This window comes from Desulfosporosinus metallidurans, from assembly GCF_001936615.1.
Lineage (GTDB): Bacteria > Bacillota > Desulfitobacteriia > Desulfitobacteriales > Desulfitobacteriaceae > Desulfosporosinus > Desulfosporosinus metallidurans.
Genome location: NZ_MLBF01000057.1, coordinates 1 through 26,323, shown reverse-complemented (window position 1 = coordinate 26,323; position 26,323 = coordinate 1). Strand labels below are relative to the sequence as shown.

Here is a 26,323-nt window from a genome sequence, read left to right as displayed (position 1 = left end):
ATTCCAGTTAACCATAAACCATGGTGTATTTTGAGAAAAAACATTACAGTAGTCATAAAGTAAGAGGACGCCACTAGCGTCTTAACTTTCGATAATTGGGTCTTTAGCGAATGTCACTTGCGATACATTCTTATTAGAGTCCTATAAAAGTGCTTACGTTAAGCACCTTCATTCAACCTGGACGAGGGTGCTATTTGCTGATAGGCTATTCAAAGAGGGCCTTAATAGCCTCTTGAAATTCTATAAACAATATAAACAAATACTAATATTGATAATGCAGCTTTAAGTTTAGCTTTCATATTTATATCCATAGTACTAGAAGCCCTCCATTCCTGACTCAGACTCTTGTTCATTTAAGGAATTTTTCTTAATTAAACCCACTCGCATATGTATATGAGGTTCGCCAGCAATAAATAATTTACCTTTATTTTACTCTTTGAGTCCGATAAAGAACGCTATGTTAAGCCCCTCTGTCTTTTGAAAGCAAGGGGTTCTTGATTGGCGGCCTTGCCGGAATTTGGCATAAAATTCAACCGTTTGCTTATTATGAAATTAGTTGCAGCGAAGTAAGCCGCACATTGAAGTCCAATAAATATAATTCCATATGGCCAGTGGGATTACCGACTGCATGCCAATGAAATCATGGGAAGAAATATGGATATTGGGAAAAAAGGCGGTTCCGGGAATTAAACTGATGAGCTTGATAAGGATTTGGGAAAGTGTATTGAGGACAATAAAGGCTCCGAAGGAGGCCAACATTTTATGTCTTAGCTGGATCAACATCAAATTAAGGGAAACCCATCTCCTGATTTCAAACTTAGAAGGTCCTTTCGAGCTGCTCAGTGATAAACAAGGTGCTTCGCCTTTAACGCGGAGCACCTTGTTTTCGTTCAGAGGGCCTTCGAGTCGCAATTATTCTGTACAATGCCCGTGAACAATCTAAAAGCAGTAATAATGGACTTGGCAAAGATTCGGCCCAGATCACTTTGAAGAAGCAATACGCAAGCAGGCCGGCAACGGTTTCTGCGTGCAAAGCGTAGAAAATTCTTTAGAAGGCTTAAGTAGCACTATGGTAGAATATAAGGAAACAAGACTTTTCGGAGGTGAACAGTGTGATCATAGGTTTTGGCTTTGGGAATCCACTTCAGAGTATTATCATGCTGCTATTCACTTCACTCATCAGTTACGTTATTTATCAAAGCTTACGGAATGTAGGGCGTGGGAAGCAGAATCCTTTACTTAAAAGAGAGCAACGCAAACAGGATTATTATGCGCAGAGACAACGGGCACGGGAATACGCTCGCCGGTTTGACTTGACTGATGAAGAGATTGAACGGCGCTTAGACGAAGAAGATAGGATCTAACAGATTAATAGAGTTTTTTGATCAATATTCAAAACCACTAGCGAAAATGGACCTTACGGAGTCAGAAAAGACACATTATTTGCGTGAGATTAGCATGGATATTAAGTATTTTGGTCGTGTTTACTCTAAAGCAAATTATCGCATAAAGGTAGCTGGATGAGGCGTTGATGAGGTTGTACGAGATATTAGGATGACCTTTAAGCTTTGAGAATTGAAGAAAGGAACAATGCATGGCAAGTAATATAAAAAAGGATGCCGAATGGGCTGAAGCAAAAAAGAAATGCAGACTGAACGACGAAACCCTGAAAATGGCCAGAGAGATGGGATTAAATCCAAGAAGTCTGATCAAAAATATCCCCAGCCCAAGCCAACAATGGAAAGCACCTGTGAGTACTTGGATTCGAGAAATGTATCAAGAACGCCTAGATAAGGCACGACAGAAAAAGGAGCGGAAAGAGATTTCAGCGGAGTGATGTTCTTGCTATGAATTTCGAAAGTTGTTTCAAAGTGGCACTAATAGAAAAAAATAGCCACGGTTTGAATTAATCAGACCGTGGCAATTATAGAGTTGAGAACCCTAGAAATTTATTTTAAATACTTCATCATAGTATAAAAATTATGTAAACTATGACTGGTAGATAATCCAATCCTCCACAACCAATCCAGCAACCGCATACGTTGATACATTGCCGATGTCTGAAATAAATGCCAAAACTCAAAGTGAATTTAAACCCTTAGCGAGCCACGGAAACCCCTGCCAGCATAGTAGCATTCTGCTCCATTGTGGTACACAAAGACAGTGTCGTAGCGACGATCACAAAAGATGGCCCCGCCGAGTTTTCTAATATCAGCAGGTGTTTTCACCCAGCTCGATGATTTCGTATCAAAATTTCCAAGTTTCTGCAGCTCCCGGTATTGTTCTTCCGTTAAAAGCTCAATGCCCATGGCAGCAGCCATATCAATAGCGTTATTTTCTGGCTTATGCTCTTTCCTTGACTCCAGCGCTTCACGGTCGTAACAAACACTTCTGCGGCCTTTAGGACTTTCTGTTGAACAATCATAAAAAATGTATACGTCCGACGTTTCATCATAAACAACAACATCAGGTTCACCGCCAGTTCTTTCCATTTCATTGAGTGACCACAGTTTTTCAGTATTGGTTTCCAGCTTTGCTTGTAATTTAGTCCATTCAAGACCTTTATGGCGGTTCGTGTTTTTCTCAAAACGGGCTTGCAATGCTCCAAGTAGTGCTACGTTTGACATGGTTAGTTTCCCCCTTATATGTTCTCTGAGTTCGTTCTTGACGTTGGATTGCTCGGTGCAATGAGTGAACTTGATATTAAATCGTGCGCCTTAACCGAGCAATACGTACTACAGCAGCTTATAGCCAGTCGAGAAATAACGCCTTATTACTGGTCCGCAGAAAAGGCTAGTGCAAAAATCGATTTCATATCCAAAGTGAAATGAATATTGTGTCTCTTGAGGTTAAAGCCGCCGAAAACCTCCAGGCTAAAAGCCTAAAAAGTTTCTGTCAAAAGTATCAGCCGAAGTATGCGATCCGCACATCGATGTTGGATTACAGACATGAAGAATGGTAAACGAATGTGCCATTATATGCAATTAATGTTTTATCCAGTATTTTAAAGGAAACTATAGGTTAATGCAGCTCTGCGAAGAGTACGGGACGAAACTGCTTGCCTCCCCTGACAGTGACGGCCATCCAGATTCGTCACTGGTGACGAATCTGACCTACACCCAGGCGCTCATCCTCCTTGGGATCCTGGAAGAGGAGCGGGATGAGTTCATCGTGGAGTATGATGTTGAGAGCATGACCAAATTGGAATTGCAGCAGGCTGTCAAGGACAGAGACCTGGCCATTCAGGAGAAAAAAGACCTCCAAAAAGACCTGAACTTGAAAAGCAGCGAACTCGCCCAATTAACCACTCTGACCCAAGGCCTGGAGCAACAGGTGAAAGACTACAAGTCGAAATACTCGGCGGAGCAGGAAAAAGTCACGTCAAAGCAAAGGGAGCTGGAGACGGACAAAGAAGAGACCACATCAGCCAGGAAAATTGCCATCAGAATCCAAAATATAAAAATTGAACAGAGAGACCTCTAAACTGAGAATTAGAGGTCTCTCTGTTTTACTAATTATCCGAGGGAAGTTTAAACACGATTCTAAATTATTATATCTTGTGGTCTGTAAAACTCACAGTCAAGCTTTCTAAAATCCTTTGAGTTCCACGTCAATATTGGTAGTTCCAAACTCCTTGATTTCTCGGCTAAGTAAACGTCTACAAAATCTACGTTTACCTCACGAAACCGACCTAAGACACGTTGCATCAGACTGTCTTCCTCGAGTTCAACGCCGTCAGCTTCAACAAAATCCTCAAATACTTGCAAAATAGCTTCTTTTTCAAATCCATATACTTTACGCAAGACCCAATAGGCTTCGATTATAACGAGAGACAGAATATAAAACCTCGTGTCACCTTGTTCAATAAGTCTTACCAATTGTTCGATTTGAGTGTCATCGTCTTTAACGAATAAGCGAACCAGGATGTTGATGTCAGCGATCATAGGCTTATTCATTTTCCAATCCCTTTAAACCAACGGCAACTTCTTTTGCCCGTTCTGTTCTAGCTTGGTCAATGGCTTCATCTACATCTATGGAAGAGGTAGACTTCAAAGCTCCCATGACACCTCGAATTGACTTTTTAATCTTAGGCTGGACTTCAATAATTCGTTCGTTTTCATCTAGGACAAAAGCTAATCTGTCCCCCTCTTTAAGGCTTAAAAGAGTTCTCAATTCAACTGGAATAGTTAACTGTCCTTTGCTAGTCAACTTACCAGAAAGAAGTTGTTTAGCCATAATAGATGTCCCTCCATCCTAAAAGTATTACCATTATTATAAGTAATACTTTTGAATGAGTCAAGTTTTACCAGTTAAAATGAAAGCCTATAAATAACCACGCCGCCTTTATTTCCCTAATTTGTTATACACGGTTATTTGTTATGCATTTCGTAAGAAATAGCAATAGCTGCAGGCAGGGTTTAGCAGAAAAAAGCAGAATTATGTATGAGTAAACTGTGCTAAAAACTGTGCAAAAGACAATTTTCTGATTGGCTTGCTCAAAGAATGCAGAGAAATAGGAGGAAAGTTCAATGAGAGCCGTGTGTATAGATTTTGAAACTGCGAACGGATTTATTGGCAGCGCCTGCTCGGTTGGAATTGCAGTTCTTGAAGAAGGACAGATCGTCGATACTAAGTATTGGCTTATAAAACCACATCCCCGGTGTAATTACTTTGACCCTTTAAACGTCTCAATCCATGGAATTAAAGCGCAAGATGTAAAGGACGCTCCAGAATTCGATCTCGTTTATGGGCAGATTAGTCCTCTCTTTGAGAATGCCTATGTTATTGCACACAACGCTTCCTTTGATATGTCGGTGTTGCGTCATATTTTGGACTTATACGAAATTCCATATCCTGAAGTAGACTATTTATGTACCTATAAAACGGCACTTAAGACGTGGAGTGGCTTAGATAACTATAAACTTGATACGGTTTGCAAATTTCTAAACCATGATTTTGCCCATCACAACGCCTTAGAAGATGCCATTGCCTGTGGCAATGTTCTATTATCAGCCTTATCTGCCAGGGGAGTGACCACAATAAAAGAGCTCGCGGCTCTTGTGGGAATGAGGCTTGGTAAATTGTACGCAGGAGGATATAACCCGTGCAGCATAGCGAAGCGAACATGTAAAAAGGCTTAGAATTTCGTCTAATTAGATATATGATTAAGTTCTTAGACTTAGGAGGGAAAAAATGCAAATATGCTGTACAAAAAAACTAAATGACGAGATGGGGATAGTGCCAGGGAAAGGAACTGAAGAAAACGATTTATTTTGTTGGAGCGTGCATTTAATCACGGTGAAGCGCAGAAAGACACTTGTCGCAGTCAACGACAGCAATCGATATGGATTTGTTCTGCATGGTTTGAAAGCAAAAGATTTCAAACACATAAATGAGTTACTTATCCAAGGAATTAGAAATTGCTTGGGAGACGAGAAAATAAAGATCGAAATCATCGAAGGGTATTTGAAAGTAGCTGGAGAGTTAGTTTTCTCTAAGACCAGAGGTGCTAAATATGTTGCTCGCCTCAATAAAGCCTGTGAACGGGTAAACATATTTGATGATAGCTTAGAAACAAAGGAACATTATCAGACTATTGTTGCCAAAAGGATGAATAATGAACTCATGAAAATCACCCAGGAATCTGATTATACATACCCACATGCCCTTTTATACAGGGATTTCAAGCTTTTTGCCGGGGAAGAAATCGTTAAGTGTGAGGCAGTCGATATAATGGTCAAGCTGAATTTAGATCGCCACACAGCCTGGAGACGAGTTATTACTCCTGTAGATATTACGTTCAAACAGCTTCATATCATATTACAAGCAGTATTCGGTTGGAAAAGTTATCATATGTATGATTTTAATATTTTGGACGAGGCAAGTAAGTGCGTTTTAAAGGTGATTAGTGAATTTGATGAAGTTTTTGAACCAAGGCCGGACTGCCCTATGCGTTTAGATTCAGAGGTTAACTTCTCGAAATATGCCAAGCAGCATTATAAAATAACTTATTGCTATGATTACGGCGACAACTGGGAGCACGAAATTACCATTCAAGGGACAAATACTGAGTATAATAAAACCTATCCGGTTTGCTTAATGGGGGAAGGTAATGCACCACCGGAAGATGTGGGGGGCATTCCGGGATACGTAGAATTTTTAAAAATCATGGCAGATCCGAACCATGTTGACTATGAAACGATGCAGAAGTGGGCTCAGAGCCAATGGTATAGAAACTTTGATATGGAATTAATCAATAAAAGGTTAGAAAATATCTTGCGTGTATAGTGTTTTTAGTCGATGGAATAATATGTGATCCATGGGAGTAATACAGGGCAGATAATGCAATTCAAATCGACAAGTTTGCATGACTCAGAGTAAAAACCAAGTGAAATTAAGTAAAAATGTGGTATAATTAGTATAATACAGTATGGAAAAGGGTGATACTCCAAATGCAGAGGTTACTGGAACGATTGTGGGAAGAAAAAGAGATGAAGCTAAAGGGTGGTTTGTACCATCAGACTCAGGTCAAACTTGCTTTCAATTCGAACCGGATCGAAGGCAGCCGCCTGTCCGAGGATCAGACCCGATACATTTATGAGACAAACACAGTCAATATGGAACCGGATGAAGCGGTAAATGTTGACGATATCATTGAAACAGTAAATCATTTTTCCTGCTTTGATTATATGCTTACCCATGCGGACGAGGAACTGACAGAGGATATGATTAAGGAATTCCACCGGCTTCTAAAAAGAAATACTTCCGATGAACGCAAAGAGTGGTTTCGTGTCGGAGACTACAAAGCCAGACCGAACGTAGTCGGTGATATGAAAACAACTGCTCCCTCAAAGGTGGCCGGAGAAATTCAAAAACTGCTTGCCGATTATCATCAAAAAAAGGATATTAAAGTTGAAGATATCGTGGACTTCCATTTCAGGTTCGAAAGCATCCATCCTTTTCAGGACGGCAACGGCCGAGTAGGGCGTATCATTATGTTTAAAGAATGCCTTAAAAATGATATCCTCCCTTTTATCATTGACCATGAACATAAGCTGTTTTACTACCGCGGTCTGAAGGAATACAAATCTGAAAAGGGATTTCTCAGGGATACTTGCCTATCATCGCAGGACCAATACAAAGTGATGGTTTCGTACTTTTTTCCAGACCTAAGCAATCCGGTTCTGAAATAAGTCAGTCCCAGTTCCCTTCCTTCGGTATAGTGAATAAGTCAATGTGCAAAATAGCCTTCTAAATATTAATTTATTTTCTTGGCACATTCGCAAGCAATTATATTTTTCTTTTACTCTTGGGCCAGATAATTCACACAATGCCATAACAAAAGCAACGCTTAGTTCCATGATGTCGCAGTGAAGGGGTTACTCACAACACCGAAAGAGTTGTCAGTAACCCCTTCACCGTCACTGCGACAACCTAAAGATTACAACGGAGTATTCTTTATTTCATTAGACTATACACTTAGAGAATAGGACAATTTATTGCTCACAACCTTTCCTTAGAAGGATTGGGGGTGAGTTCCAATGCCCGGGCTTGTTGATTGGATTAAATTGTCTCGAATATTGCGGACCCCTTATTTCGCTGTGAAGAGGATACACGATTAACAGCCAACATTAGAAAGAATAAATTGGACAATCCGTTAATCATCGAGGGGCCTATTAACGATTACTATATTCTTGTAGACGCCTATAAAAGAAGAGCTCATTTCGAGAGGGAGTTCTCTACTTAGCTGAAAAAAAGCTGGATGTGTTTTTCGTGACCTTGAACAAGTCGGAAAAGGACTATTCTCCCTCAACCATGTATCAGGATTATTCCATCAATGAAGAGCTGTTTCATTGGCAGTCGCAAAGCCGGACGACAGTGGAATCCCTGACAGGGCAGAGGTATCAATTTAAAGGATGAAGAGTGAAGATGAATAAGAGAGTTTATGGAAATATTTCATTTAAAGTGAATTGGCAAGGTGAAATTGTAGCTGTTCAACCCAGAACCAGAGTCTGGAGATATCTTATGGATAATCGAACACACTATCACCTAGGATATAATCTCTTTATTGTTGGCGATAGCAGTGAGGGTGAAAAACAGTTTTCGGTTGCAATTTCTGAGAAACAGCAGGTTAAGGGTTTATTTCGGATAGGTGATGTACTTGAAGGTACAGCCTGGACAAAACAATATGAAGAAAGAGAATTTGCAGATTATTATAGAGCTGGCTCTTTAAAACGTTTGAGTAGAGCATCCACGAATCTTGAAAGTTTATCACCGCCTTGGATGATGCTGCCTCCATCAATGCAGACATATGAAGAAAGAGGTGCCAGGCTATTAAGTAAACGTTTGTGGGAAACAAAATGTTATCAATGTATCTGGGCCAATATGGCTAATGTAGAAATCCAATGGGATTTTGAGAAGAACATAAAAAAATATCGATTTGAAACCTTTTGTTATGGACCTAAGTCATGCAAATTTTACAAAATGGGTAGGCCACGGTCAGTTCCCTATAAAAATAGAGGGTCAGCTATTGATGACGGGTGTCTGGATGAGCTTTTTACCGAAGGTAGAGATGAAGACGAATAAGGACCCTACGGTGTGCCTCCTGAATTATTGCGCGAAGCATTCGTTCTGATGGCTCGGAGCTGAGCGATTCAAACTGTTATTAAAAGGAGAAGAAAGAATGTTTGAGATTTCCTTAACTTATCCAAGCCCTTTATTGCAGGACTTTCTGAGATTCATGGATTACCTGAAAGAGGAGGATACGGTATTATCACCCAAAAACCAGTACATGCCTAGGGAACAATTATGGGGGTTGAATCAACTCATGAGCTTTAAGACGGAAAATGCAAACCCAAAGCTTGATCAGGGATCATATTCCCTGTTACATATGTTTTATCATTTAGCGTTGGCAGGTAATCTAGCAGTTATGATGCCAGGTAAGGGAGTTGAATTTCATCTAAAGGTAACCGATCGCTACGAAGAATACTTGAAATTGACGATGTGCGAGCAGTACTTCTTTCTTCTAGAAACACTTTGGATCGATGCAGATTGGGAAGCTCTGCAAAAAGCGACCTATGGACGTATCCCAAATGTAAGGCTCATTTCCTCTGTTTGGCAAGAGTTAGCTCGTGTCACAGCCGGAAAGACTTTAAATGTCAAGGATTCTAAGAGAAAAAAGGGAAGGGAAAATAACGATAAGACCCCGATGCGCAGAGGTCTTATCGTTATAAGTATGTCTTAATTATTTTCTTTATCTCTGCCTTTGATATAGTCTCATGATCTTTCTTTGAATAAACAGTCAACAAATATATTTTAGATAAACTTTCTGAATATAGATAAATAAGTCTAAATCCATTAGTTTTCCCTACATTTACACTCGTATTTTTAGCTCTAGCTTTATAAACATGTTCACTTTGACTTAAATTCAACCCTTTAATTTCGTCCCCAATCAAAATGTCATTGATTAAACATTTAAAAATATCATCATATAAATCATCTTCTATATGTCGATACTTCTTTTTTCGTATATAATCTCTAACATCCTGATCAAATGTGTTAGTCGGGACAATATTCATTTAACTACAGTCTCCCGTTTTCTTTATCCTTCTTAATTTTTGAAAACCAATCTTGAAGAGAAGTTTCTGCCTTTTTCCCTTCTTTCATAAGTTTAACTTCATTTAAAGATTGTCTTAAAGATTCAGTAGGAGGACAGTGTCTATTACTTAATATTTCACTTTCTAATATACTCATTTTTTCTCCCTCCTCTTGAGGACTATCATTGTTTTTCTTGTCCATATCATATCACCTTCCAAACACTGTTTCAATAATATATGTATAGTTTTACCAATTTAGAAGGAGATAGTCATATATTGTATTTTCCCAAACACCAAAATGTCATAATAAACCATCTTCTGTCAAATTTATCAAACTCCGGCCGATATATAGTAGGCAGAGAAGCATCCAACTTTTCTTGCAAGTATTCCTCCCAAGACGGATATCACAGATCTCACGCCGCTTGTGATCGCGGCTGAAATAAACACGATCAGACACCAAGCCGGGAAAATCCTCCTTGCCGGCGCCATTGAGATCGGCCGACCCCTGAAGGAGGCTAAGGACCTGCTTCCCTATGGAGAATGGGGCAAGTGGTTGAAGGAATCAGTCAGTTACTCACAGCGAACGGCCGAAAGGCTGATGCAGTTCTGCGAAGAGTATGGGACGAAACTGCTTGCTTCCCCCGACAGTGACGGCAATCCAAATTCGTCACCGGTGACGAATCTGACCTACACCCAGGCGCTCATCCTCCTTGGGATCCCGGAAGAGGAGCGGGAGGAGTTTATCGCGGAGCATGATGTCGAGACCATGACCAAATTGGAATTGCAGCAGGCTGTCAAGGACAGAGACCAGGCCATTCGAGAGAAAAAAGACCTCCAAAAAGACCTGAACTTGAAAAGTAGCGAACTCACCCAATTAACCACTCAGAACAAAAGCCCGGAGCAAACTTTTTTGCCCTTGATGATGTGGACCAGATATCTGATGAACAGTTGTACGAAAGACTGTTGAATGAATTCCCGCAATGGCTTAAGGAAGCAAAACTTAAAAAAATTCTTAGTTAAATCAGGTTAAAGCATTATTTTACCTTCTCGTAAGAATCAGATGGTTCTAGTGGGTTGCATAAACCTTTTTCAACTTAACTATCTCTATATAAAGTAGTGACGAAGTTAAATAGCTATAGCCCTCATCTAATTTTAGGTGGGGCTATTTAACACTTCCAAATTATTCTTGCTTCCTTGGGTGGTCTGAATCCTTGCATGACTTCAGAAGAACAAATCCACTGTCCTTACTTTCTAAGTACATTTCTTCCGTTTGGCGCTGTATCTGTTGAATTTCTTCTATGATATCTGTCATTTTGTTAAAGAGTATACTATACATTTCTTTATAATTCACCAATGCTCTTCACCCCAATAGTGGTTTACACTCACTATAATATTCGATTATCGCATATTATAAAATGTTGGTGGGGTGAACATCATGTACCGACGATTGCGCGATTTACGAGAAGACAGGGACTTGACTCAGCAAGAGCTTGCCACCATGCTGAAGGTAAGCCAAACAACCTATTCCAGATATGAAAGCGGTGCCCTTGATATTCCTAGTACCTCACTTATTAAACTTGCTGAATTCTATAAAACCAGTATCGACTATCTGGTGGGATTGACCAATAATAAAAGGCCCTATCGCTAAGAGAAGCGCCGAAATTCCCCTTCAAGCTCTCCGAACCCAAAACAAAAGAGGTGACATTTCCTAGAAAGCGTTCTTTATGAAAAATACACTTTCTAAATCAACCGAACGGTTGATTTTTTTTTTGCTTTACTTGCGAAGCTTGGGCCTTTACAATGGCCTGAATTATAGTTTCCTCCATGGAAACACCCCTAAATTACAAATTTGAATTACCAGTTTACAGAAGGTCTTCTACGTCATGGTATATCATTTGAAGAAGCAATACGCAAGCAGGCTGGCAAGGGTTTCTGCGTACGAAGCGAAGAAAATTCTTTAGAATGCTTAAGTACCACTATGGTAGAATATAAGGAAACAAGACTTTTCGGAGGTGAACAGTGTGATCATAGGTTTTGGCTTTGGAAATCCACTTCAGAGCATTATCATGCTGCTATTCACTTCGCTCATCAGTTACGTTATTTATCGAGGCTTACGAAATGTAGGGCGTGGGAAGCAGAATCCTTTACTTAAAAGAGAGCAACGCAAACAGGATTATTATGCCCAGAGACAACGGGCACGAGAATACGCTCGCCAGTTTGACTTGACTGATGAAGAGATTGAACGGCGCTTAGACGAAGAAGATAGGATCTAAGAGATTAATAAAGAAAAACTAGGAAGCGTGAAGAGTAAATGCGATTATTTCTCAGTGGGGTAAGCTGTGTTGGAAAAACAACCATTGGCAAGCAGTTGGCACAGGAAATTGGGTTTAAATTTTTTGATCTAGATTATGAGGTAGAGATATATTATGCCAAACCGATTGAATTCCTCAAAAAGGAATTCTTCACGATGGATGCCTTTCGTCAAAAGGCAGCTTTGGTGTTAGAGAAAATTATTGATAGTAACCAAGATAATTATATTGTCGCCTTACCGCCAAGTGGATTTATGGAAGTTTACTGGAAGAAGCTACAGAAAGTTAATCCCGTTACAATTGTGCTTGCAGACCGGGCTAAGAACATTGTGCAACGGCTGGAGTTTTTTGATCAATATTCAAAACCACTAGCGAAAATGGAGCTTAGGGAGTCAGAAATGACACATTATTTGCGTGAGATTAGCTTGGATCTTAAGTATTTTGGCCGTTTTTACTCTAAAGCAAATTATCGCATAAAGGTAGCCGGACGAGGTGTTGACGAGGTTGTACGAGATATTAGGATGACCTTAAAGCTTTGAGAATTGCGCGAAATGTCTGTTCAAAAATATCCCCAACCCAAGTCAACAATGGAAGGCACCTGTGAGTACTTGGATTCGAAAGATGTATCAAGAACGCCTGGATAAGGCACGACAGAAAAAGGAGCGGAAAGAGATTTCAGCGGAGTGATGTTCTTGTTATGAACGACTATGACGATAAAGAACTCCCAGTCCCTCGGGGGTGACTATGATACCATATCTCATTTGACCATCGTAGAACTGGTGTTGCCTAAGAATGCCTCCAACGTGACCGTGATCCGCTATAGTTGGGATGGTAAAGTTCGGCGCTTGATAGGCTAAGCTATGGGGCAAGTAAGCATAAGCTATAGTCATGGCTAGACGGAAAGGAAGAGACTGTCTTGAAATCGGATCTACCCCAGGCAAGCAAAAGCTTGGCATTACACCCTCGAAGATTATCAGCTTTCGCGCTCGGATCAGGTCCTAAGTCCTTAGTCCTCAGCGATTGAAACAACTCGACAGAGTCTCCTCCCCTGAACTCGCTCCTCTCAAAGAAAAACTTCTTATATTAAAACTGGTCTAGCGGGTTATCAAGAAGGGATTCTAAGTGACTTGTGGTGTGATGTGAAAAAGCCTATGCAGGGATTAAAGGGAGCGAAACTAAGGGAATCTTAGGCTTCGCTCCTTTTTTACATAGAATTGTCTGAGCTGAGTGTTATCCTTTACGCAGAGTAAGCTATGCAAGATTGACTATCAAGCAGAAGGTCCGTCCTAATAGTGTATAATTTAAAGAATATTGTAAAAAGGAACAGTCGTTGGCAGGGTTTTACAGAATAATGAAGAATTCAGGCTATAGAAAGTGTTTGCAGTTATACGAGCTATTAGAAATAGGATGCCAGATTTTCCGCTCACGGGTGACCCACGAAATAAAAAAGTCAGAACTCAGCATGTCGAAGGTTTACATAAAAAGAAAGCTGAAGTAGCGCACAAATTGGCGCTAATAGTTGGCCCAAATGTGGTGGGGAGCTGATCACGAGAAAGGGTAAATATGGATATTTTAAAGAGTGTAACAATTATCCGAAGTGTAGTTTACAATTACTAATTAGTTCGAAAACCGTGTTCCCAACTGCCCATTATCCATAAACCGTGATCACTGGAAACTGTAAGCTTAGCAATTAATTAAAACATCTTAGCAAGCGGGTTTGAATTGACAGCAGACAACAATTGTTGCTCATCAATATGTGAATATCTCGGTTGTGGCCACACTCTCATGCTCTAGGATTTCCTGAAGTGATCGTATATTAACCCGACCGTACTTGTACATACGCGTGGCTGCTGTATGAAAAAGGATATGAGTCGATATAGATTTCGTGTCAAGATTACATTAGGAGATGGTGTGTTCTGTCAAGAAAAACATCCCTCATTTACGTCTTCTTCGCGGTTGCCCTCCTCCTACTGGCAGGGTGTTTTCGGAATGTAACGAGTAAACAGACATTTGATCAGCCTAAGGCAAGTGGTAACCAAACGGAGAACGCTAATAGGATTTGGCAATTTACTTCAATCCAGATGTTCAGTGAGACCTCGGGCTGGGCATCAACCAACAGGGACGTTCTCAGGACCGCTGACGGCGGTTTTTCGTGGCAGGCGGTTACACCATCGGTTGGCAAGGGAGAAGCTTACGGGCTAATTGAGGATTTTGTTGATGCCGATCAGGCGTGGGTAGCAATCTCATCGCGAAATGAGGAAAAGGTTCAGATCCTAGCTTTTCACACCACCGACGGCGGTCAGACCTGGCACAAGACCGAGTTGCCGCAAGGAGCTCAAAACAGAGGTCCGCTTTATTGGGGTATGATTACTTTCGCTGATTCCCGGCAGGGATGGCTGATGGCTGTTCATAGCCAGCATAATTGTCCTGCGGAGCTGTTTAAGACCAGCGATGGCGGTGTTACCTGGACCCAGATCGCCAGCGTTTATGACCTTGTTAAGAATAATGGCCTTCCTTTTGGGGGGGAGATCAGTTTTCGTGATCCTAAAAACGGTTGGCTGGTTGGGAGGCTTGACCCTTCTATCCAGTTACTCTACCGGACGCAAGATGGAGGCCTCACATGGCAGAGGCAGAAATTAGAACTTCCGGTTGGTTATGCGAGTGGTGAACTCGGTGTTAGAGATTCCCCGGTGTTCTTCTCGGCCAAGGAAGGCCTGTTGACGGCGATATATATGCCAAAGAACGGCCAAGGCAACAGCGCAACTATTTTATACACCACGAAGGACGGCGGACAAACGTGGCAAAGCAGGACGCCTCTACAGTTCCCATGCATCGTGGATTTCACCGATGCTTACAATGGCTGGAACTGGCAGTGGAAGACTTCGACTAAGAAAGAGCTCTATCATACCTCTGATGGGGGCAAAACTTGGACTGGTATCGAACCCGACCAGAATTTGAAACATTTTCTTGATCAGGGGCTGGATGTAACAGAACTTGACTTCATAAATGACAAGATAGGATGGGCACTATTGATCTCCAATGATGAACAACTAGTGCTTCTTAGAACGACGGACGGAGGAATAGCTGGTCCATTGTTTATCCGCGTTAACCAGTGTGTCTCCGGAGAGGCGAATTGCCGCAGTAGGTATTATTCACTGGTATCTTCAAATTCAAGCTTTGATATATCCATTAAGTGAGTTGTTTAAAGCTTGTAAGGGAGAGGAAGAGGATGAAATGAAGAAGTATGGATATGTACTTATTGTCCTAATGCTTATTTTGTCTGGTTGTGGGTCCCATGTAATAAGCCCTTATAACGAAAGTACACAAGTGGAGGCGTCTAAACCCACAATTACAGCAGGCGCAACAGGAGTATTCGAACAAGTAAAAGACGCTGAAAATAACTCGACTATAAGTTTTACAAATGGCTGGAAACAGGAAGTTCCCAATGAGAATATGACAATAGTTGTCGAGGTTGGTAACCTTAAAAGCGATCCTATGCAAGGAATAGTAGTGGTCCAAAATCAAAGAACTGGGACTGGGGAGGTCTTAGCGGAAAAAAAATTCCTAACTCCCAGTAAACACGGCTCGATCAAAATAACATCTACGAATGTTTTTAATTTTACTATTGAAGCTGAGGATAAGACTTCTTTTCTTTTTAACGTATACAATGGATTTGCTAGTGTTTCAAATAAGGTACAAAACAAGGAGATAGCTCAAGATACAAATATAAAGTTTCAATATTTTTATAGAGGTTTTGCAACTGTAAAATATAATATGTTTGACACGTATCCAGTAGGTACATTAATCATAGAAACAGATGCAGATTGGCATGATTTTATGGATAAATATGTTCCTGGAATTCCTTATTACGTGGCACCTGATTTTTCTAAAGAATTGCTGGTTTATATCGGAAGTTTCCCAGCAAAACCAAATTATTCAACGGGGCTTGATATTAAAGGATTTACTATAAGTGGAAACAAGTTGGATACTGAATATGTAATGTACGAGAATAGCGGCGATGCGAATGGCATATACGCTCAAAACATAGATGATATTGTACACTGTTTCGTTAATATAGTTAAAATAAGCAAAAGCGATATACCTCAAAATATTGAGAATATATATCATAAAAAATGACCCCGCTAGTCAGCTTCCCATATACCCGTTAGGCTAATAATGGGAATCTTAACGGACATTAGTAAAATGTTATTTTTTATCTAATCTACATTGGAGGATCGTGAGAATGAAGTATACTTGCACGTTGATTGTTGTAAGAAATATAGAAAAAGCAAAGCAGTTTTATCACGACGTTTTAGGGTTAGAGATTGTTGCTGATTTTGGGGCAAATGTTACTTTGACGGGCGGCATTGCATTGCAGACTGCTGATACTTGGAAAGGGTTTATTCATAAGCAAGATGAAGAAATTGTTTTCGGAAACAATGCATGTGAGTTATATTTTGAGGAAGATGACATGGACGGCTTTGTTACAAAATTAAACACTATGAAAAGTATCGAATATGTTCATCCACTCTTTGAACATTCATGGGGCCAGCGAGTAGTTCGTTTCTATGATGTGGATAAGCACATTATTGAAGTCGGCGAAAACATGATTATGGTTGTTAAGAGCTTTATAAACACCGGGCTTTCGATTGAAGAAACGGCCACTCGTATGGATGTACCAGTTGATTATGTAAGGTCGTTATTAACGTAAAAATTAGGGTATTTGGAAAATTTCAATTTAAGCTCGCATTAACCATATTTTTAAGGTTTCTACTCAGGATCGTTGAGAAGGCGGAAGGTAAACTTCGCAATATCCATATGAGAAAAATCTTTCCTAGTCGGTTAAGAATGTGCGAAATAAACTGTGGGAAATAGGTTGTATGCCAAATAACTGGGTATTTGAAGTAATTTTGCAAGAAATCAGAAATTGATTTCAAGAATTATTTAATGGGAAGGGGTTGGCCATCACATATTGCCAGTGCAATAATTGTGAAGCCGAGAATTGAAGCCAATGCAGACCAGAAATATTTTTTACAAGTTACCTGCTATTATCATCATTGCAATAATGATTATTTGTACAGCAGGGATAATCGTTGCCTTTAATTATCATAAGATTTTTGAAACAGACGCTATCAAGGTAACCAGTAATACAAACAATACACAGAATGATACTACGGGCGGCAAAAAAACAGTCGCCAGTCTTAATACCTTCGACGGCATTAATTCAACATCCAATGAAAGTCATTCAACCACCAGTAATACTTCCTCCGGTGAAAACCCAGATCCTACGGTTTCGGAAAGAACTTCAGTACATACATCACACCAGTATTCTCCGGATTTTGTTCCCGGTAGTACGTTCTCACAGGATGATTCGGAAAACGGAAAGACTAGATATGTTTATGACAGCACTAGAATTGACGCCGATGGAGACGGTGCTGCTGACGATGTGCTGCTGGTTGGCGAAAACAATGATACAAGTGCCCCTTTTGGCCATCAAACTCATAATTTGGCGGTCGTTGTCAGGGATGGGGTTACCGGGAAGTTTGCCGCTTTTTTACTGCCTGAAGATTTTGGAGTCATGTTGCCGCGATTCAATATCGGGAGTTTCACTGCCGCAAAGAAAAACGAGATCATGGTTTCTGTTGAAACTGGTGGCAGCGGAGGAATTGTTCTTTATGCCCTAATGGCATATGAAAATAAAAAGGTAGTTTCAGTGGTATCTCAGGAAGAGCTGAACAAAGGCTTGGCTTTGAAAGTAGTATGCCTTCCCGGGTTTGAGATGAAGATTATCGATAAAAACACAGGGGTTAACTCCATCGTTAATTTTCATGATGGGGCAGCTGTTCCCTTGTATATTGACAGTGGTGTCTATAATAAAGCAGGGGTATTTCTTAAAGACCAGTCGTATGTAGATGATGAAGTCATGGATGATCTATTTGTCAGCCTGGATCCTGCTGACGATGACGGTGATGGTACTCAGGAGCTTCATGGCAAGCAACGAATTTCGTTCATTGCCCATGCCAATACAGTTGCCTGGGCTGAATCGGTCTGGTCATTAAAAGGTGGTCGGCTGAGGCTTGTCAGTGAGAAGATTGAAGCCTATAACCCATAAAAAATGTTAAGAGAATCTGTATGATAAGCCTACCGCAGGAATAAAAGTATCGCTTTAATTTTTATGATATACTAATTTATACTAAATTTTGGGAAGGCGTTTTTATATGACGTGGAATGAGGTAAGAAATACTTATCCCAATCAGTTTGTTAAGTTTGAAGTCCTAAAATCACATATTGAAAACGACAAGGAGTATGTGGATGAAATAGCCGTAATTGGGCCTATAGCAGATGATAAAGCAACGCGTGAGCTTTTGGAATCTAAGGATAATGTTTTGATTTATCATACTGCAAATGAAGTAGTAGTGATAAAGTTAAGAACGAGAATTGGATTGAGGAGAGCATTAAGAAATGCGCATTGAATTATAGAGATGGATTGCTTTTTACTAGTATTGAAATTACATATAGAGGGAAAACGAAGCAAATAAGCAATGTTGTAATAGATACAGATGCCTCGCATTCCCTGTTAACCCAAGATTGTGTTGATGAAATAGGTATACGAGTAAGTGGTGAGGATGAAATTGTTACCTCTTATGGCATAGGGGGGAAAGAAACATTCTTTTGTAAAGAAAGTGGACAAAGTCGAGGTCGGAGAATATTGCATTAATAATTGTTCATTGGATTTTACAAGCTACATTTACAAAGATATTAATGGACTTTTAGGATTGGATATGCTGCTAAATGCTGGGTTTATCATTGATCTAGAAAAGTTAAATATGTACCTGCAAATTTGATGTTGCAGGATATTTTTTTATAATGCACCTTTCCTTTGGAGCAAACTGATTATATCGAAAGAGGACTTAGTCAATTGGTCTTAAGTAACCGAAGGCCATACCTTGCCTCATTTATAAAGTAAAACTCTTCATCATTCGCTACAGCAAGTATTTAAAGGAAGAAAAGAACCTGAAACCCATCGTCTTTATCGATACCGAAATTGAACCGAAAGTGGAAAAATACTTGATATCGGCGGTGTCAAGGGCGTTGGCAGTTCATTTCACTCCAATTCTATGGTTGACTTTGTTTTGGCAATTCGTAGGAATTGGGCGAGAAAACTATGGCATCCTCGAAAAGTTAGATACCATGGAAAGCAGAGTAGTCGATAATGCAAACTTTTTTGCCCTTGATGATATTGACAGGATATCAGACGAACAGTTGTACGAGAGACTATTGAATGAATTCCCACACTTGTTGGGTTAAGATAGCAATGCTTGTGTTTATGTGGTAAAATTTAACTATAATATTATTGTAGAAAAATAAGAAGGTGATAGAAATGCTTGGGCAGACTAATCAAATATCTCAGTTGGAAGACATTATGGTTCGTAACAATTTTTTTGAGAAATTCGGCTTGAGTAGAATAGGAGTATTTGGATCAACTGCCAGGGGAGAGGCATCTAATGACATTGATATTCTCGTAGAAGACAATGTTGATTATCGGTTGCTTTCAGTCCTGAAAAATGAGCTACAATTGCTTACAAATAAGCGTATCGATATTGTTATAGCCAAGTATGCAAATCCAATAGTGCTTCATAGAGCAAAAAAGGAGATCATTTATGTTACCATGCATTAGGAACGACCTCATGTATCTTTTAAACCTGCTGGAGAGTATTGAGAAAATCCTTCTATATTCCAAGGATTGTTTCCGATGCTGAAACATTTTACGAATATAACGATCAAATGAATTTTAACGCCACACTCAATCTATTTGCAAACATGGGTGAGAATATTGGGAAAATCAGCAATGAACTAAAGCTGGTCTATACGGATATTAGTTGGTCGGAAATCAAAGGTTTCAGGAATAGAGTTGTTCATGACTATATAAATATTGATACTTTTATGGTATTCGATATAATTAAAAATGATTTGCTAAAGCTGAAGAGAAAACTAATGGAAGTAGTGGCACTAGAGCTTAGTAAAGGTAATCTTGACAAAGAGGAGTACGAGGTAGCTAAGCGGAGCTTCTACTACAGACATATCAATTTTGAATATTCCGAAGGGTGAAATAGCTGGCCGAATCGTTCTTTCGGTTTAATCACACTCAATAAACCTTAGTAACAACAGAAAGACCTCTCAGAGGTCTTTCTGTTGTTACTAGGATTATCATACACAAAAATTCGCTCTGTCTTATCGCCCGAATGACCAAAATTTTATCAACAATATGAAACTCATTTAGCTGCTTAATCCAATTGGAAAACAAGCCCAGGACTACATTCAGAAATAATCCCGGCAAGATCGTGGGTAAAGTGAAATTTTACGCCTGGGCCACAGTTCGGCCAAAAGATTTAGGACTTTCAAGTGATCTGCTGAAAAATCTTGTATTTTTACAACTTGAACGGTATAACAACGTATAAGTAGTAGTTAGGTGGTGAGCCTGTGCCAGAAAAGCCTTATGTTCCACCATATAGTGTCACAGATGTAATCATTCACCTGGTCGCTGAAATCAGCGAGCTAGTGGGCGTTATTACTGTAAAAAGCGAAACTGCGGTGAACCCTCATTTGCGCAGGGATAATCAAATACGGACCATTCATACGTCACTGGCAATTGAGAACAACTCGCTGTCATTGGAACAAATGACGGACATTATTAACGGTAAACGTGTTCTTGGCTCACCCAATGAAATACGCGAAGTTAAAAATGCTTTTGATGCTTACATTTGACCCATTTAATATGGATGATCTATTGAAATCCCATAAGATATTGATGGCGGAGCTAACAAATGAAGCTGGGCGTTTTTGTTTTGGTGGTGTTGGTGTCTTTGCGGGAGAAAAGCTGGTGCATATGGCCCCGCCTGCAGATGTTATACCTAAGTTGATAAGTGATCTGATTCACTGGGTCAAAACAACTGATACTCATCCTCTCATCAAAAGTTGCGTGTTTCACTATGAGTTCGAATTTATCCATCCGTTTGCTGACGGAAATGGACGGATGGGGCGTATGTGGCAGACGCTTTTATTAAGTCGCTGGAGACCAATCTTTAACTGGTTGTCTGTGGAGACATTAATCCGCGAACGTCAACAGGAGTATTACGCCATATTGGCTGTTGCCGACAAAGCGGTGGATTCTACAGCTTTTGTTGAATTTATGCTCCGCTTTATCCGAGATGCTTTAAATGATCTTATGCTAACCGAACAAGTTCGCGAGCAAGTTACCGATCAAGTCGAGCGCCTGATGTCCGCATTAGGCAGCGAAACGCTGTCCACAAAAGAGCTTTTGGAGCGGCTTGGACTTAAGCACCGTCCAACGTTCAGCAACAATTATTTGCGCCCCGCGTTGGAACTTGGCTTGATTGAGATGACTGTTCCTGACAAGCCAAACAGCAGCAAGCAGCAGTATCGGGCTGTAAAACGAAATAGTGACTAATATTGAGCATAGAAAAATGAAGCAACGGGGCTGTCCTAAAACTTATAAATATTGTTTTTACATCACCACTTTCGCTTCTATAACAACAAAGCACAAGCGTTCTCACTCCACTTTGACAGTGAAAGGAGAACGCTTTTTGCTTGCTGTAACCACTTTATATTTTGGGGACTGAGTTTTCACACACACCCGTTAGCCTTTTAAAGCGAATTTAACAAGTCGGAAATCGGCACATTCTGATAAAAGTCCGGGGACTCTTCTTCTAAAACAACAAGCAGTGGAGTTATTCCTAACGGGTGTCTCCTATCAAGAAGAGGCGGATGATCTCGCGAGTGTTGCCCACTTGTTACATGATGCGAATCTTGCGTACAAATTCAGTACTTCTCAGCCTTTTCCCTTACATTTGCTCAATAGCCTTGAAAAGTATTGGAAGGCAAACTTGAAAAGTGACGAACGGAATTATTCAGGAGAGGGAGAGGACTTTGGTGGTGATTCTGCCGACCAGGGTATAGATGAACGCATTCGGCTTCGCTTGCGGAGAAGAAATGGTATTAGGTGCTTGCTAAGAGATTAATACCTTTGGTGAATGGTTAAGTGGAATCTGTTATGAACTTTATCTGTGGAATATTTTGGGTTACCTATTGTAACAATCTATTACAGGGATTAGAATGGTAATGGAACAAATGTTCTTAAAAGGAGGGGATAAGGTGCAAGCATTTGGTGGACCGTGGACCCTACTGAAATTGGACATATTGGAGAAATATTTGAGTTTTTTTGTGCAAGCTATGAAAAACCAAAACTTTAAGCTATGTTATATTGATGCATTCGCAGGTAGTGGAGATGTCGATATCCCAGGTATCGGATCTATCCCTGGCTCGGCTGTAAGAGCAATTGACTACCCATTCGATCGGTATATTTTCATTGACAGTAATCATGAATATCTGAAAAAGTTAGAAGACAATATTACTCAGAAGGCTACAAATAAGAATATTGAGTTCTTGTTGGGTGACTGTAACCAACTTTTGAAAACGATAGATTCCTTTTCGTGGTTTAGTAATTATTGGCGCGGGGTAATTTTCCTTGATCCGTATGCTATGAATTTGAATTGGGATTCCTTATCTTCAATAGCAAATACGAAAGCGTTCGACGTTTGGTATCTTTTCCCGCTATCAGCCGTTAATAGGGTATTACCTCGACATGGAAATATCCCTGAATCTCATAGGCTGAAACTTCATCAAGTATTAGGGACTACTATGTGGGAACAGGAAATATATAAAGAATCACCCCAACTGACATTATTCGGTGATGTTGACATAGAAAGAGCTTCAATCGAACAAATTAAAGCCTACATAATTAAACGATTAAAAGCAGTATTTCCGGGAGTATCTTCAAATCCTCTTACCTTGCGAAATCCTAAAAACAACTCACCGTTATTTCTATTGTGTTTTGCTGTAAGCAATCCATCATCTTCTGCAATAAATCTTTCTCTAAAAGCTGTGGACCACATTTTAACACACACTTAATAGTAATTTATAAAACGAGGCGATAAAAATGTCAAAATCGAAAATTGAATGGACAGAAAATACTTGGAACCCGGTTACCGGTTGTACGAAGATATCTGATGGATGTAAAAACTGTTATGCTGCTGTCATGGCGCAACGTCTAAAGTTAATGGGAAATAAGAAATATGTTAATGGATTTGAGGTTACACTCCACGAATATTGCCTGACTGATCCTTTAAAGTGGAAAAAGCCTTCTCTAATCTTCGTAAATTCCATGTCGGATCTGTTCCATGAAGACATCCCTTTAGATTTTATCCAAAAGATTTTTGGGATTATGAACAAAGCATCCTGGCATACCTTCCAAGTCCTAACGAAGAGAGCAGAACGACTTGAAGAACTGGCTCCTTATCTGAATTGGAGCCCTAACATCTGGCAAGGGGTAACCGTTGAAAGTGATCAATATAAAGACCGCATTGATTCCTTGAGGAAAGTGAATGCGAAGGTCCGATTTATTTCCTTTGAACCGCTAATAGATGAGGTTAAAAACCTTGATTTAACGGGCGTGGACTGGGCGATTGTTGGTGGAGAAAGTGGGTTTAAGTCTCGAAGGATGGACCCTGAGTGGGTATTATCTATCAAGAATGAATGTGATCAACAAGGTGTTAGCTTTTATTTCAAACAATGGGGTGGGATAAACAAGAAGAAAAATGGACGGTTATTGCTTGGGCAAACCTGGGATGCTATGCCGGAAATCGGGGCCAAATAACTGACAATGCTGCTCCCGATTCCAATAAAAGTACACAAATCAACATGCACGGCTCTGGGAAAACATACGGAACAAAAGAGGAGTTCCTTTCGAAAGGGAGTTCTCTACCTAGCTGAGAAGAAGCTGGATGTCTTTTTCGTGACCTTGAACAAGTCTGAAAAGGACTATTCGACCTCAACCATGTATCAGGATTATTCTATCAATGAGAAGTTATTTCATTGGCAGTCTCAAAGTCGAACGACGGAGGAATCGCTGACAGGGCAGAGGTATCTTAACCAAGTAGCCAGTGATGGGAATGTGTTGTTTTTTGTGAGAGAGTATAAGAAAGAGGGGGCTTTTGCCTCTCAGTTTACTTGTATTGGCTTTGCCGATTTTGAATGCCATTATGGTTCAGCACCAATTAGTATTGTCTAGAGATGAAGGAGCCTTTGCCGGGGTTTGTGATGAAGAAGACGGTAAAGATTTGAGGTTGACAAGTGAAGTTTTCCAAAGAATTGTTTCCTTATTAGATGCCCGAAGAACAACATGACCTATTAAGGAACATAGAGGATTTATTTTGATCATCAAGAAGCAATAACCGCCCCTGGCTAGGATTGCGGTTATTGCTTATAGCTTCTAATTCGGGCTAACCCTTCGGTTAGACAATCGGATGGGCTGGCGTGCTTGCAACACGTCAGTCCTTTTCTTTTGCCTGTTTTTCTTAGGTTGTCTTTAAGTCCTTAATGATAGCTAGAAGATGTTCCAATTGGCCACCGTTCAGCTTCTTAGACTCATTAATTAAGTTATTTAATTTTGTCGGAAAGCTTACTTCGTCATTAAAGAAATCTTTAGGCGGGACATTTAGGTATTCGCAGATATAAAAAAATCCTGTCATGGAGGGCAGCGACTTTTTGTTCTCAATTTTATTGATATAGCTTTCACTTTGACCCAAAGACAGGCTCATATCCCTTGCGGAAACTCCTTTTTGTGTGCGGAGTGTGGTTAATCTTTCGTAAAATAAATCCTCATACATTACAATTCACCACCTTGTATATGATTATAGACAATACATTGGCTCTTTATACGGAATTACAGCATATGTTTCTATTGACATAGGGAATTAAATTCCTTATAATGCAAGAAAATATATGCCCTAATTCCATATTATTATGAGAAAGGTGGTTGCTTAATATACCGATGATTATTAAAGATGCCAATATAAGGACTGCTTGCTGCTTTTCGGAGCCTAGCACTAAAAGCTTTCAAATAGGATTTGACGAAAATATCGCAGGGAGCCTGCGATTGAAGCAGGTACTGATGGAACAGGCGGTCTATTTGATTGAAGCTATGGGAGTTACTCATTTCATCAGCGGTGTTGATTTATGTGTAGGCCAGTTTGTTGCAGACATCGTCCTTGACCTCAAAAGAGACTATCCCGAAGTTACCCTGGAGTGCGTTATTCCCTGTGAGAATCAGGCGGCAAATTGGACGATAGCGCAGCGTGACAGGTACTTTTCTATTTTAGAACGATGTGATAAGGAAACTTTACTGCAGCGTCATTACAGTAAGGATTGTATCAGAAAGAAAAAGGAATACATGGTTAAACAGAGTAATTATGTGCTTGCGGTATGGAATGGCAAACCCGGTAGCACGGGGAAACTCCTTTCTATTGCTCGCACCCTGGGAAAGATTGTGATTCTGATTGACTCCAATACCTATGAAGTGCGACTGATTTGAAAAAAACTAGCAGTACAGCCCAATGAACCCTATTAGCCCATTGCTGGGGTGTTATGAGTGACGAACTGATAGTCATCGGGGATGTTATACGTTCCAGGAAAATTAAGGAATACATTCTTCTGAATGATCGTGTTCATAACGTCCTCGGCCTGAGCCTTATCTAGGTCTTCCCTCGGATCGGGGATGGTGATGGAAAACGTTTTGCCGCCGGCAGTCGTAAAAGTTAACTCATGACGGCCGAAGCACCATTCACCATTCACCGCGATAACCTGATCAAAGCCTACGATGAGCTGCTGAAAATGCTCACCGCATTAGACAAAACAGATTCGTAGATGAAGGAAAAATACAGGGAGACGGCCAGTATGATTGTTGAAAACATGGCGAAGACGTTGAAAGTATGTAAGACAAATTTATCAATTAATACGACCCATTCCGAGAGTGGTTAAGTCCAGCGGCCACCTGGTCGTAATCCTCCCTACGGAAGAGAAGAGTTCATTGTGGGAGTATTATATGGATAGAGAAACTCTCAAACAGGATGCTCAAGAGGGGATAGATATGAATATTTTCAAAAATAACAATATTTCCCGTATACTTTATTTCCCCCGTTAGGCGTGATATTGCCCCCCGAACCTTTGTGGCATCATCAGGTATGTCTTCAGGTGGGACAATGCCTGCACCTACGTCTGCATCACAACGGCCTCCGGTAATGAGGGCTGCACCGCCACCGCCCATAAGTCCTTCTGCTGCATCGAGAAGTGTAGGATGGTGGGTATTGAAAAAAGCAATAGGGATGGGAAGAGGAAGAAGGGGAAGATGATGATGACTGCCATTTCCAGACCCTTAAGTGACAAGCCCTAAGGTTATAAATTAATGCTATAAATTATATTATTAGAAGAAAACTATAAAGCAGGTGATTTTCGGTAAGTGCAAATACTTTGCACATGGTATCGCAGCTTTAGCTTTGAGAT

The 26,323-nt window shown here is 40.3% G+C and carries 36 protein-coding genes and 4 pseudogenes; 30 read left to right on the top strand and 10 right to left on the bottom strand.

Features of this window, described 5'->3' with window-relative positions:
* Nucleotides 1-1,112 precede the first annotated feature (1,112 nt).
* Together DSOL_RS21840 and DSOL_RS21835 are read left to right on the top strand one after the other, a co-directional pair.
* Nucleotides 1,113-1,364, top strand: a complete 252-nt coding sequence (locus DSOL_RS21840) for a hypothetical protein (RefSeq protein ID WP_170871587.1) — start codon at nucleotides 1,113-1,115, stop codon at nucleotides 1,362-1,364.
* Nucleotides 1,365-1,594: 230 nt separating this feature from the next.
* Complete coding sequence (locus tag DSOL_RS21835; protein WP_075366882.1) at nucleotides 1,595-1,837, top strand: hypothetical protein; 243 nt, start codon at nucleotides 1,595-1,597, stop codon at nucleotides 1,835-1,837.
* Nucleotides 1,838-2,090: 253 nt separating this feature from the next.
* On the opposite strand, the gene DSOL_RS21830 is transcribed toward DSOL_RS21835, so the two are convergent.
* Nucleotides 2,091-2,627 carry a DUF4256 domain-containing protein gene (locus DSOL_RS21830; protein ID WP_075366881.1) on the bottom strand — a complete coding sequence of 179 codons (537 nt, stop codon included), beginning with the start codon at nucleotides 2,625-2,627 and terminating at the stop codon, nucleotides 2,091-2,093.
* 397 nt (nucleotides 2,628-3,024) lie between these two features.
* On the opposite strand from DSOL_RS21830, the gene DSOL_RS21820 reads away from it, so the two are divergent.
* Complete coding sequence (locus DSOL_RS21820) at nucleotides 3,025-3,483, top strand: DUF3102 domain-containing protein (protein WP_235838948.1); 459 nt, start codon at nucleotides 3,025-3,027, stop codon at nucleotides 3,481-3,483.
* Between the two features lie 59 nt (nucleotides 3,484-3,542).
* Here DSOL_RS21820 and DSOL_RS21815 read toward each other — a convergent pair whose 3' ends face one another.
* A complete protein-coding gene (locus tag DSOL_RS21815) occupies nucleotides 3,543-3,956 on the bottom strand; it encodes a type II toxin-antitoxin system VapC family toxin (RefSeq protein ID WP_075366879.1) in 414 nt (137 codons plus the stop codon).
* Nucleotides 3,949-4,236 (bottom strand): AbrB/MazE/SpoVT family DNA-binding domain-containing protein, encoded by a 288-nt coding sequence (locus DSOL_RS21810; RefSeq protein WP_075366878.1) that lies wholly within the window; start codon nucleotides 4,234-4,236, stop codon nucleotides 3,949-3,951. Before DSOL_RS21810 ends, DSOL_RS21815 begins: the two co-directional genes overlap by 8 nt.
* Before the next feature lie 293 nt (nucleotides 4,237-4,529).
* On the opposite strand from DSOL_RS21810, the gene DSOL_RS21805 reads away from it, so the two are divergent.
* From DSOL_RS21805 to DSOL_RS21780, 6 genes and pseudogenes are all read left to right on the top strand, one after another.
* Entirely contained in the window at nucleotides 4,530-5,141 is a 612-nt protein-coding gene (locus DSOL_RS21805; RefSeq protein ID WP_075366877.1) for a 3'-5' exonuclease, read from the top strand.
* Between the two features lie 52 nt (nucleotides 5,142-5,193).
* Nucleotides 5,194-6,288: a plasmid pRiA4b ORF-3 family protein gene (locus tag DSOL_RS21800; RefSeq protein WP_075366876.1), complete on the top strand. Its 1,095-nt coding sequence runs from the start codon at nucleotides 5,194-5,196 to the stop codon at nucleotides 6,286-6,288.
* Between the two features lie 164 nt (nucleotides 6,289-6,452).
* On the top strand, nucleotides 6,453-7,193 hold the full coding sequence (locus DSOL_RS21795) for a Fic family protein (protein WP_207649664.1): 741 nt from the start codon (nucleotides 6,453-6,455) through the stop codon (nucleotides 7,191-7,193).
* A 517-nt stretch (nucleotides 7,194-7,710) separates the two neighbouring features.
* Nucleotides 7,711-7,905 (top strand): annotated as a pseudogene (locus tag DSOL_RS21790) (DUF3427 domain-containing protein); the annotation flags it as partial.
* 24 nt (nucleotides 7,906-7,929) lie between these two features.
* Complete coding sequence (locus DSOL_RS21785; protein ID WP_075366875.1) at nucleotides 7,930-8,586, top strand: hypothetical protein; 657 nt, start codon at nucleotides 7,930-7,932, stop codon at nucleotides 8,584-8,586.
* Between the two features lie 97 nt (nucleotides 8,587-8,683).
* Complete coding sequence (locus DSOL_RS21780) at nucleotides 8,684-9,244, top strand: hypothetical protein (RefSeq protein ID WP_075366874.1); 561 nt, start codon at nucleotides 8,684-8,686, stop codon at nucleotides 9,242-9,244.
* Here the strand turns inward: DSOL_RS21780 and DSOL_RS21775 are convergent.
* Both DSOL_RS21775 and DSOL_RS21770 read right to left on the bottom strand, forming a co-directional pair.
* Nucleotides 9,228-9,578 (bottom strand): hypothetical protein, encoded by a 351-nt coding sequence (locus DSOL_RS21775; protein WP_075366873.1) that lies wholly within the window; start codon nucleotides 9,576-9,578, stop codon nucleotides 9,228-9,230. The genes DSOL_RS21780 and DSOL_RS21775 overlap by 17 nt on opposite strands.
* 4 nt (nucleotides 9,579-9,582) lie before the next feature.
* The gene (locus tag DSOL_RS21770; RefSeq protein ID WP_034143219.1) at nucleotides 9,583-9,798 is read right to left on the bottom strand and encodes a hypothetical protein; all 216 of its coding nucleotides are present in this window, start codon (nucleotides 9,796-9,798) and stop codon (nucleotides 9,583-9,585) included.
* A 201-nt stretch (nucleotides 9,799-9,999) separates the two neighbouring features.
* Here DSOL_RS21770 and DSOL_RS21765 point away from each other — a divergent pair.
* From DSOL_RS21765 to DSOL_RS21745, 5 genes and pseudogenes are all read left to right on the top strand, one after another.
* Nucleotides 10,000-10,500: pseudogene (locus DSOL_RS21765) on the top strand (DUF3102 domain-containing protein); the annotation flags it as partial.
* 20 nt (nucleotides 10,501-10,520) lie between these two features.
* On the top strand, nucleotides 10,521-10,616 hold the full coding sequence (locus DSOL_RS30205) for a VWA domain-containing protein (RefSeq protein WP_207649663.1): 96 nt from the start codon (nucleotides 10,521-10,523) through the stop codon (nucleotides 10,614-10,616).
* A 415-nt stretch (nucleotides 10,617-11,031) separates the two neighbouring features.
* Nucleotides 11,032-11,244: a helix-turn-helix domain-containing protein gene (locus DSOL_RS21755; protein ID WP_075366872.1), complete on the top strand. Its 213-nt coding sequence runs from the start codon at nucleotides 11,032-11,034 to the stop codon at nucleotides 11,242-11,244.
* A gap of 373 nt (nucleotides 11,245-11,617) precedes the next feature.
* Nucleotides 11,618-11,869, top strand: a complete 252-nt coding sequence (locus DSOL_RS21750; protein ID WP_170871586.1) for a hypothetical protein — start codon at nucleotides 11,618-11,620, stop codon at nucleotides 11,867-11,869.
* Nucleotides 11,870-11,907: 38 nt separating this feature from the next.
* Entirely contained in the window at nucleotides 11,908-12,444 is a 537-nt protein-coding gene (locus DSOL_RS21745; RefSeq protein WP_075366871.1) for a shikimate kinase, read from the top strand.
* Between the two features lie 156 nt (nucleotides 12,445-12,600).
* On the opposite strand, the gene DSOL_RS27565 is transcribed toward DSOL_RS21745, so the two are convergent.
* On the bottom strand, nucleotides 12,601-12,861 hold the full coding sequence (locus DSOL_RS27565; protein WP_139314565.1) for a hypothetical protein: 261 nt from the start codon (nucleotides 12,859-12,861) through the stop codon (nucleotides 12,601-12,603).
* Between the two features lie 549 nt (nucleotides 12,862-13,410).
* On the opposite strand from DSOL_RS27565, the gene DSOL_RS30200 reads away from it, so the two are divergent.
* On the top strand, nucleotides 13,411-13,563 hold the full coding sequence (locus DSOL_RS30200; protein WP_427854444.1) for a topoisomerase DNA-binding C4 zinc finger domain-containing protein: 153 nt from the start codon (nucleotides 13,411-13,413) through the stop codon (nucleotides 13,561-13,563).
* Nucleotides 13,564-13,654: 91 nt separating this feature from the next.
* On the opposite strand, the gene DSOL_RS30195 is transcribed toward DSOL_RS30200, so the two are convergent.
* Nucleotides 13,655-13,744 carry a hypothetical protein gene (locus DSOL_RS30195; protein ID WP_427854443.1) on the bottom strand — a complete coding sequence of 30 codons (90 nt, stop codon included), beginning with the start codon at nucleotides 13,742-13,744 and terminating at the stop codon, nucleotides 13,655-13,657.
* 242 nt (nucleotides 13,745-13,986) lie between these two features.
* Between DSOL_RS30195 and DSOL_RS21730 the strand changes: the two genes are divergently transcribed.
* The 14 genes and pseudogenes from DSOL_RS21730 to DSOL_RS21665 form a co-directional block, all read left to right on the top strand.
* Nucleotides 13,987-15,102: a WD40/YVTN/BNR-like repeat-containing protein gene (locus tag DSOL_RS21730; RefSeq protein WP_075366870.1), complete on the top strand. Its 1,116-nt coding sequence runs from the start codon at nucleotides 13,987-13,989 to the stop codon at nucleotides 15,100-15,102.
* Between the two features lie 37 nt (nucleotides 15,103-15,139).
* On the top strand, nucleotides 15,140-16,042 hold the full coding sequence (locus DSOL_RS21725) for a hypothetical protein (RefSeq protein ID WP_075366869.1): 903 nt from the start codon (nucleotides 15,140-15,142) through the stop codon (nucleotides 16,040-16,042).
* Nucleotides 16,043-16,148: 106 nt separating this feature from the next.
* Complete coding sequence (locus tag DSOL_RS21720) at nucleotides 16,149-16,616, top strand: VOC family protein (RefSeq protein WP_075366868.1); 468 nt, start codon at nucleotides 16,149-16,151, stop codon at nucleotides 16,614-16,616.
* 300 nt (nucleotides 16,617-16,916) lie between these two features.
* Nucleotides 16,917-18,017, top strand: a complete 1,101-nt coding sequence (locus DSOL_RS21715) for a hypothetical protein (protein ID WP_075366867.1) — start codon at nucleotides 16,917-16,919, stop codon at nucleotides 18,015-18,017.
* Between the two features lie 106 nt (nucleotides 18,018-18,123).
* Nucleotides 18,124-18,378: a hypothetical protein gene (locus DSOL_RS21710; protein ID WP_075366866.1), complete on the top strand. Its 255-nt coding sequence runs from the start codon at nucleotides 18,124-18,126 to the stop codon at nucleotides 18,376-18,378.
* A gap of 619 nt (nucleotides 18,379-18,997) precedes the next feature.
* Nucleotides 18,998-19,213, top strand: coding sequence for a VWA domain-containing protein (locus tag DSOL_RS29165; RefSeq protein ID WP_235838947.1), 216 nt, complete (start codon nucleotides 18,998-19,000; stop codon nucleotides 19,211-19,213).
* A gap of 73 nt (nucleotides 19,214-19,286) precedes the next feature.
* Entirely contained in the window at nucleotides 19,287-19,583 is a 297-nt protein-coding gene (locus tag DSOL_RS21695) for a nucleotidyltransferase family protein (RefSeq protein WP_075366865.1), read from the top strand.
* A 38-nt stretch (nucleotides 19,584-19,621) separates the two neighbouring features.
* Nucleotides 19,622-20,014 (top strand): HepT-like ribonuclease domain-containing protein, encoded by a 393-nt coding sequence (locus DSOL_RS21690; protein ID WP_235838946.1) that lies wholly within the window; start codon nucleotides 19,622-19,624, stop codon nucleotides 20,012-20,014.
* A 372-nt stretch (nucleotides 20,015-20,386) separates the two neighbouring features.
* Nucleotides 20,387-20,671: a Fic family protein gene (locus DSOL_RS29160; RefSeq protein ID WP_235838945.1), complete on the top strand. Its 285-nt coding sequence runs from the start codon at nucleotides 20,387-20,389 to the stop codon at nucleotides 20,669-20,671.
* Nucleotides 20,649-21,374, top strand: a complete 726-nt coding sequence (locus tag DSOL_RS21685) for a Fic family protein (RefSeq protein ID WP_235838944.1) — start codon at nucleotides 20,649-20,651, stop codon at nucleotides 21,372-21,374. The genes DSOL_RS29160 and DSOL_RS21685 overlap by 23 nt, the downstream gene beginning before the upstream one ends.
* Nucleotides 21,375-21,597: 223 nt before the next feature.
* Nucleotides 21,598-21,945, top strand: a pseudogene (locus DSOL_RS21680) (RNaseH domain-containing protein); the annotation flags it as partial.
* A gap of 133 nt (nucleotides 21,946-22,078) precedes the next feature.
* Nucleotides 22,079-22,894 (top strand): three-Cys-motif partner protein TcmP, encoded by an 816-nt coding sequence (locus tag DSOL_RS21675; RefSeq protein WP_075366863.1) that lies wholly within the window; start codon nucleotides 22,079-22,081, stop codon nucleotides 22,892-22,894.
* A 28-nt stretch (nucleotides 22,895-22,922) separates the two neighbouring features.
* Complete coding sequence (locus DSOL_RS21670; RefSeq protein ID WP_075366862.1) at nucleotides 22,923-23,639, top strand: DUF5131 family protein; 717 nt, start codon at nucleotides 22,923-22,925, stop codon at nucleotides 23,637-23,639.
* Nucleotides 23,640-23,690: 51 nt separating this feature from the next.
* Nucleotides 23,691-24,106 (top strand): annotated as a pseudogene (locus tag DSOL_RS21665) (DUF3427 domain-containing protein); the annotation flags it as partial.
* A gap of 233 nt (nucleotides 24,107-24,339) precedes the next feature.
* On the opposite strand, the gene DSOL_RS21660 reads toward DSOL_RS21665, so the two are convergent.
* Nucleotides 24,340-24,651, bottom strand: a complete 312-nt coding sequence (locus DSOL_RS21660) for a helix-turn-helix domain-containing protein (protein ID WP_075366861.1) — start codon at nucleotides 24,649-24,651, stop codon at nucleotides 24,340-24,342.
* Between the two features lie 164 nt (nucleotides 24,652-24,815).
* Here DSOL_RS21660 and DSOL_RS21655 point away from each other — a divergent pair, with 164 nt between their 5' ends.
* The gene (locus tag DSOL_RS21655; RefSeq protein ID WP_083642906.1) at nucleotides 24,816-25,355 is read left to right on the top strand and encodes an SLOG family protein; all 540 of its coding nucleotides are present in this window, start codon (nucleotides 24,816-24,818) and stop codon (nucleotides 25,353-25,355) included.
* A 32-nt stretch (nucleotides 25,356-25,387) separates the two neighbouring features.
* Here DSOL_RS21655 and DSOL_RS21650 read toward each other — a convergent pair whose 3' ends face one another.
* Both DSOL_RS21650 and DSOL_RS21645 read right to left on the bottom strand, forming a co-directional pair.
* On the bottom strand, nucleotides 25,388-25,615 hold the full coding sequence (locus tag DSOL_RS21650; RefSeq protein ID WP_075366860.1) for a DUF2922 domain-containing protein: 228 nt from the start codon (nucleotides 25,613-25,615) through the stop codon (nucleotides 25,388-25,390).
* A 232-nt stretch (nucleotides 25,616-25,847) separates the two neighbouring features.
* Nucleotides 25,848-26,087 (bottom strand): hypothetical protein, encoded by a 240-nt coding sequence (locus DSOL_RS21645; RefSeq protein ID WP_075366859.1) that lies wholly within the window; start codon nucleotides 26,085-26,087, stop codon nucleotides 25,848-25,850.
* Between the last annotated feature and the right edge of the window lie 236 nt (nucleotides 26,088-26,323).

Excerpts from the sequence above, each read along its gene's own strand:
- DSOL_RS21835 (WP_075366882.1), top strand. The coding sequence starts at position 1,595 with ATGGCAAGTAATATAAAAAAGGATGCCGAATGGGCTGAAGCAAAAAAG.
- DSOL_RS21830 (WP_075366881.1), bottom strand. The coding sequence starts at position 2,627 with ATGTCAAACGTAGCACTACTTGGAGCATTGCAAGCCCGTTTTGAGAAA.
- DSOL_RS21820 (WP_235838948.1), top strand. The coding sequence starts at position 3,025 with ATGCAGCTCTGCGAAGAGTACGGGACGAAACTGCTTGCCTCCCCTGAC.
- DSOL_RS21815 (WP_075366879.1), bottom strand. The coding sequence starts at position 3,956 with ATGAATAAGCCTATGATCGCTGACATCAACATCCTGGTTCGCTTATTC.
- DSOL_RS21810 (WP_075366878.1), bottom strand. The coding sequence starts at position 4,236 with ATGGCTAAACAACTTCTTTCTGGTAAGTTGACTAGCAAAGGACAGTTA.
- DSOL_RS21805 (WP_075366877.1), top strand. The coding sequence starts at position 4,530 with ATGAGAGCCGTGTGTATAGATTTTGAAACTGCGAACGGATTTATTGGC.
- DSOL_RS21800 (WP_075366876.1), top strand. The coding sequence starts at position 5,194 with ATGCAAATATGCTGTACAAAAAAACTAAATGACGAGATGGGGATAGTG.
- DSOL_RS21795 (WP_207649664.1), top strand. The coding sequence starts at position 6,453 with ATGCAGAGGTTACTGGAACGATTGTGGGAAGAAAAAGAGATGAAGCTA.
- DSOL_RS21785 (WP_075366875.1), top strand. The coding sequence starts at position 7,930 with ATGAATAAGAGAGTTTATGGAAATATTTCATTTAAAGTGAATTGGCAA.
- DSOL_RS21780 (WP_075366874.1), top strand. The coding sequence starts at position 8,684 with ATGTTTGAGATTTCCTTAACTTATCCAAGCCCTTTATTGCAGGACTTT.
- DSOL_RS21775 (WP_075366873.1), bottom strand. The coding sequence starts at position 9,578 with ATGAATATTGTCCCGACTAACACATTTGATCAGGATGTTAGAGATTAT.
- DSOL_RS21770 (WP_034143219.1), bottom strand. The coding sequence starts at position 9,798 with ATGGACAAGAAAAACAATGATAGTCCTCAAGAGGAGGGAGAAAAAATG.
- DSOL_RS21755 (WP_075366872.1), top strand. The coding sequence starts at position 11,032 with ATGTACCGACGATTGCGCGATTTACGAGAAGACAGGGACTTGACTCAG.
- DSOL_RS21745 (WP_075366871.1), top strand. The coding sequence starts at position 11,908 with ATGCGATTATTTCTCAGTGGGGTAAGCTGTGTTGGAAAAACAACCATT.
- DSOL_RS27565 (WP_139314565.1), bottom strand. The coding sequence starts at position 12,861 with ATGCCAAGCTTTTGCTTGCCTGGGGTAGATCCGATTTCAAGACAGTCT.
- DSOL_RS30195 (WP_427854443.1), bottom strand. The coding sequence starts at position 13,744 with ATGTACAAGTACGGTCGGGTTAATATACGATCACTTCAGGAAATCCTA.
- DSOL_RS21730 (WP_075366870.1), top strand. The coding sequence starts at position 13,987 with ATGTTCAGTGAGACCTCGGGCTGGGCATCAACCAACAGGGACGTTCTC.
- DSOL_RS21725 (WP_075366869.1), top strand. The coding sequence starts at position 15,140 with ATGAAGAAGTATGGATATGTACTTATTGTCCTAATGCTTATTTTGTCT.
- DSOL_RS21720 (WP_075366868.1), top strand. The coding sequence starts at position 16,149 with ATGAAGTATACTTGCACGTTGATTGTTGTAAGAAATATAGAAAAAGCA.
- DSOL_RS21715 (WP_075366867.1), top strand. The coding sequence starts at position 16,917 with ATGCAGACCAGAAATATTTTTTACAAGTTACCTGCTATTATCATCATT.
- DSOL_RS21710 (WP_075366866.1), top strand. The coding sequence starts at position 18,124 with ATGACGTGGAATGAGGTAAGAAATACTTATCCCAATCAGTTTGTTAAG.
- DSOL_RS21695 (WP_075366865.1), top strand. The coding sequence starts at position 19,287 with ATGCTTGGGCAGACTAATCAAATATCTCAGTTGGAAGACATTATGGTT.
- DSOL_RS21685 (WP_235838944.1), top strand. The coding sequence starts at position 20,649 with ATGCTTTTGATGCTTACATTTGACCCATTTAATATGGATGATCTATTG.
- DSOL_RS21670 (WP_075366862.1), top strand. The coding sequence starts at position 22,923 with ATGTCAAAATCGAAAATTGAATGGACAGAAAATACTTGGAACCCGGTT.
- DSOL_RS21660 (WP_075366861.1), bottom strand. The coding sequence starts at position 24,651 with ATGTATGAGGATTTATTTTACGAAAGATTAACCACACTCCGCACACAA.
- DSOL_RS21655 (WP_083642906.1), top strand. The coding sequence starts at position 24,816 with ATGATTATTAAAGATGCCAATATAAGGACTGCTTGCTGCTTTTCGGAG.
- DSOL_RS21645 (WP_075366859.1), bottom strand. The coding sequence starts at position 26,087 with ATGGGCGGTGGCGGTGCAGCCCTCATTACCGGAGGCCGTTGTGATGCA.